General features: G+C 75.4%; 4 protein-coding genes. All 4 read left to right on the top strand.

All coding sequences use genetic code 11. From position 1 onward, the window contains the following. The coding region (locus VF468_23040) for an acyclic terpene utilization AtuA family protein (GenBank protein HEX5881166.1) at window positions 1-1,833 on the top strand (1,833 nt) is incomplete at its 5' end. A 2-nt stretch (window positions 1,834-1,835) separates the two neighbouring features. Continuing rightward, entirely contained in the window at window positions 1,836-2,993 is a 1,158-nt protein-coding gene (locus VF468_23035) for an acyl-CoA dehydrogenase family protein (GenBank protein ID HEX5881165.1), read from the top strand. 98 nt (window positions 2,994-3,091) lie between these two features. Then, window positions 3,092-3,820, top strand: a complete 729-nt coding sequence (locus tag VF468_23030) for a VOC family protein (protein ID HEX5881164.1) — start codon at window positions 3,092-3,094, stop codon at window positions 3,818-3,820. After that, a partial coding sequence (locus VF468_23025; GenBank protein ID HEX5881163.1) for an FAD-binding oxidoreductase occupies window positions 3,817-5,060 on the top strand: 1,244 nt, incomplete at its 3' end. The genes VF468_23030 and VF468_23025, both read left to right, overlap by 4 nt.

Raw genomic sequence — 5,060 nt, 5'->3', positions numbered from 1 at the left:
CTCACCGGCGACTACCTGGCCGAGCTGACCATGCTGATCCTGTGGCGCGCCCGCGGCCGCGACCCGGCCAAGGGGTACGCGACCAGCTTCCTCGCCCAGATGGAGGAGTGCCTCGGCCTGGCCGCCGACAAGGGGGTCAAGGTGGTCGCCAACGCCGGCGGCCTCAACCAGGCCGGCCTGGCCGCCGAGCTGCGGGCGCTCGCCGGGCGGCTGGGCCTGGACGTCGTCGTGGCCCACGTCGAGGGCGACGACCTGCTCGGCCGCCTCGACGACCTCCGGGCGGCGGGGGAGCCGCTGGCCCACCTCGACAGCGGCGTGCCGCTGGCCGCGGCCGGGGTGGCGCCGGTGACCGCCAACGCCTACCTGGGCGCCTGGGGGATCGTGGCCGCGCTGGAGGCCGGCGCCGACGTGGTCGTGTCCGGCCGGGTCGCCGACGCCTCCCTGGTCGCCGGGCCGGCCGCCTGGCACTTCGGCTGGGCCGCCGACGACTGGGACCGGCTCGCCGGGGCGGTGGTGGCCGGCCACGTGCTGGAGTGCGGGACCCAGGCCACCGGCGGCAACTACGCCTTCCTGGACGAGCTGCCCGGCACCCGCCCGCCCGGCTTCCCGATCGCCGAGGTGGCCGCCGACGGCAGCGCCGTCGTGACCAAGCACCCGGGGACGGGCGGGCTGGTCTCGGCCGGCACGGTGACCGCCCAGCTGCTGTACGAGATCGCCGGGCCGGCCTACGCCAGCCCCGACGTGGTCGCCCGCTTCGACACGGTGAGGATCGAGGAGGTCGGGCCGGACCGGGTGCGCCTGTCCGGCACCCGCGGCGAGCCCGCCCCCGACCGGCTGAAGGTGGCCGTCAACTACCTCGGCGGGTTCCGCAACTCGATGAGCTTCGTCCTCACCGGCCTCGACGTGGAGGCCAAGGCGGCCATGGCGGAGGCGGCCCTGTTCGAGCGCCTCGGCGGCCGCGAGCGGTTCCAGGAGGCCGAGAGCCGCCTGGTCGGCAGCCCCGCCGACGACCCGGACAGCGCCGAGGCGTCCGTCGCCGAGCTCCGGATCACGGTCAAGGACCCCGACCCCGCCAAGGTCGGCCGCGCCTTCTCCAACGCCGCCATCGAGCTCGCCCTGGCCAGCTACCCCGGCTGCTACACCACCACCCCGCCCGGCGACGCCACCCCCTACGGCATCTACTGGCCGGCCCTGGTCCGCGCCGACCTGGTCGAGCAGGTGGTCGTCCTCCCCGACGGCCGCCGCCTCGCGGTCAAGCCGCCGCCCGGTCGCGCGCCAGGTCCACCCGGGTCCCCGGGCGCGCTCCAGCCTCGCCCGCCGACACCAGGGCCCCCGGTGGGGGAGCGTAGCCCAACGCCGGTCTCGGGGGATCCGGCTGTCCACAGCCCCCCTAACCACGCCGCCGCGACCCCCGCCGCGCCCACCACCCCAACGCCCACCACCTCAACGCCCCCTGCCGCGACCCCCACCGACCCGACCCACCGGCCCACGATCCGGGCCCCGCTGGGGCGGGTGTTCGGGGCGCGGTCGGGGGACAAGGGAGGAACGGCCAACGTCGGGGTGTGGGCGAGGACCAACGAGGGCTACCGGTTCCTGGAGGGGTTCCTGACCGTGGACCGGTTCCGGGAGCTGATTCCCGAGGCGCGCGGCCTCGACGTGCGGCGGTACGAGCTGCCCAACCTGCTCGCGCTCAACTTCGTGGTCGCCGGCCTCCTCGGCGAGGGGGTCTCGTCCTCGACCCGGATCGACCCGCAGGCCAAGGGCCTCGGGGAGTGGCTGCGGGCGCGGGTCGTCGACCTGCCCGCCGAGCTGCTGGAACCACAAGGAGGTTGACGATGGACTTCCGCGAGACGGCCGAGCAGACGATGCTGCGCGAGGCCGTTGCCAAGATCGCCGCCGACTACGGGCACGACTACTTCCTGGCCAAGGCCAAGTCGGGGGAGAAGACGACCGAGCTGTGGCGGGCGGTGAGCGAGGCCGGGTTCGTCGGCGTCAACCTGCCTGAGGAGTACGGCGGCGGAGGCATGGGCATCAGCGAGCTCGCCATCGTGACCGAGGAGCTGGCCGCCCAGGGCTGCCCGCTGATGCTGCTGATGGTGTCGCCGGCCATCTGCGGGACCCTGCTCGCCCGCTTCGGCACCCCGGAGCAGCGCGACCGCTGGCTGCCGTCGATCGCCTCGGGCGAACGCAAGATGGTGTTCGCGATCACCGAGCCCGACGCCGGTTCGAACTCCCACCGGCTCGACACGGCGGCGACCCGGGACGGCGACGGCTGGCGGCTCAGCGGCCGCAAGTACTACATCTCCGGGGTCGACGAGGCCGACGCCGTCCTGGTGGTCAGCCGCACCGGGGTCGAGGAGGGCAGCGGCCGGGGCCGCCTGTCGCTGTTCATCGTCGACACCGACGCCCCCGGCCTGGAGCGGACCCCGATCGAGCTCCACGTCAGCGCCCCCGAGCGCCAGTTCTTCCTGTTCCTGGACGACGTGCGGGTCGGCGGCGACCGGCTCCTCGGGGACGAGGGCGACGGGCTGCGCCAGGTCTTCCACGGCCTCAACCCCGAGCGGATCATCGGGGCCGCCGCCGGCAACGGCATCGCCCGCTACGCCCTGGCCAAGGCGGCCGCCTACGCCGGACAGCGCCAGGTCTGGGGCGTGCCCATCGGCGCCCACCAGGGCCTCGCCCACCCCCTGGCCGAGGCCAAGATCGAGGTCGAGCTGGCCCGCCTGATGACCCAGAAGGCGGCCTGGGCGACCGACGCCGGCGTGCCCGGCGCCGGCGAGGCCGCCAACATGGCCAAGTACGCCGCCGCCGAGGCGGCCCTGCACGCCGTCGACGTGGCCATCCAGGTCCACGGCGGCAACGGCTTCGCCGCCGAGTACGGCATCGCCGGCCTCTGGTGGATGGCCCGGGTCCTCCGCACCGCCCCGGTCAGCCGCGAGATGATCCTCAACTACGTGGCCGAGCACTCCCTGCGCCTACCACGGTCCTATTAGGGCTCGACCCGGCGGACGGTGGGGACCCGCTCGATCGCCGGGTCGAAGGCCGGTGTCCGGGCCCCTGAGAGAATCACCCGGAACAGAGAGGAGTGGGGATGGCGAATCCTGTCGTGCACTTTGAGATCGGGGCGGCCGACGACCAGCGGCTGCTGCGGTTCTACGGGGAGCTGTTCGGGTGGGGGCTGCAGGCGTTTCCGGGGGTGAACTACACGCTGGTGGACACGCGGGGTGGGGGCGGGATCAACGGAGGGATCGGGAGGAGCGGCACCGGGGAGGCGTGGGTGTCCTTCTACGTGGAGGTGGACGACCCACAGGCGTACCTCGACAAGGCCGAGGCGCTCGGGGGCAGGACGGTGCTGGAGGTCACCGAGCTGCCCGGGAATGCGACCTTCGCGATGTTCGACGACCCCGACGGGCTGCTGGTCGGTCTGGTGCACGGCGAGGACGCGCCCCAGGCGCCCCGGCGGCCGTCGGACGGGGACGGGGCGGCGGTCGACTGGTTCGAGGTCCTGGGGGCCGACGCCGGGCGGTCGCAGGCGTTCTACGCCGAGCTGTTCGGGTGGACGGTGCCGCCGGGCGCCTACGGGCAGGTGGCGGCCGGGGCCGAGCACGGCATCGGGGGCGGCGTCGGGGCCGGCGGGACGGCCCGCTGGGCGACGGTGTACGCGGCCGTCGGCGACGTCGAGGCGACCTTGGCCAGGGCCGAGGCGCTGGGGGCGACCCGCCTGTACGGGCCCAACCAGGTCGACGACCACACCGAGACCGGCGCGTTCCGGGACCCCGCCGGCAACGTGTTCGGCGTCTACCACCACGGCGAGCATTGACCGGCCCGGCCTGGTACCGCAGCCGCTCGCTGTGGCTGGACGGGCTGGCGGACGATCCGCTGGTCCCCCGGCCGGCCCTGCCCGGGCCGGTCGACGCCGACGTGGCCATCGTCGGGGCCGGCTACACCGGGCTCTGGACCGCCTACTACCTGCGCCGCGCCGACCCGGGGCTGCGGGTGGTGGTGCTGGAGCGTGAGGTCGCCGGGTTCGGGGCCTCGGGCCGCAACGGCGGCTGGTGCTCGGCCTTCATGGCCATGAACCGCAAGGAGGTGGCCCGGCGGGCCGGGCGTGGGGCCGTGATCGCCCTCCAGCGGGAGATGTTCGACACCGTCGACGAGGTCGGCCGGGTGGCCGAGCGGGAGGGGATCGACTGCCGCTACGTCAAGGGGGGTGCGCTCGAGGTGGTCACCTCGCCGGTGCAGCTGGCCCGCCTGGAGGACGGGATCCGGCACGCCCGCCAGTGGGGCATGGGCCCCGACGACCTGTGGCTTCTGGGGCGGGACGAGGCCGAGCGGCGGGTCCGCGTGGCCGGGCTGCTGAACGCCGCCCTCACTCCCCACTGCGCCGCCGTCGACCCGGCCCGGCTGGCCCGCGGGCTGGCCGGGGTGGTCGAGCGGCTCGGGGTGCCGATCTACGAGTCCACCCCGGTGACCCGCATCCGGCCCGGGCGGGCCGACACCACCCGGGGCCCGGTGCGGGCCGAGGTGGTCGTCCGGGCCACCGAGGGGTACACCGCGACCCTTCCCGGCAGCCGCCGGGCGGTGCTCCCGCTGTACTCGCTGATGGTCGCCACCGAGCCCCTCCCCGACCACGTCTGGGACGAGATCGGCTGGTCGGGCCGGGAGACCATGGCCGCCGGGGGCCACCAGTTCACCTACGCCCAGCGGACCCGCGACGGCCGCATCGCCCTCGGCGGGCGTGGCGCCCCCTACCACTACGGGTCGCGGGTCCGGCCCGGCCACGACCGCGACGACCGGGTCCACGCCCGGCTGGAGGCCACCCTGGGCCAGCTCCTGCCCCCGGCCGCCGGGGCCCGGATCACCCACCGCTGGGGCGGGCCGCTGGCCATCCCCCGCGACTGGACGGCCTCGGTCGGCCTGGACCGGGCCACCGGCCTGGCCTGGGCCGGCGGCTACGTGGGCGACGGCGTCGCCGCCGCCAACCTGGCCGGCCGCACCCTGGCCGACCTGATCGGCGGCCGCGACTCCGACCTGACCCGCCTCCCCTGGGTGCAGCACCG

The sequence above is a fragment of the Actinomycetota bacterium genome, from assembly GCA_036280995.1.
Taxonomy (GTDB): Bacteria; Actinomycetota; CALGFH01; order CALGFH01; family CALGFH01; genus CALGFH01.
Note: the sequence above shows the minus strand (reverse complement) of the source record. Positions and strands in the feature narration are given on the sequence as shown.

Coding starts and splice junctions, on each gene's coding strand:
- VF468_23035 (HEX5881165.1), top strand. CDS start 1,836: ATGGACTTCCGCGAGACGGCCGAGCAGACGATGCTGCGCGAGGCCGTT.
- VF468_23030 (HEX5881164.1), top strand. CDS start 3,092: ATGGCGAATCCTGTCGTGCACTTTGAGATCGGGGCGGCCGACGACCAG.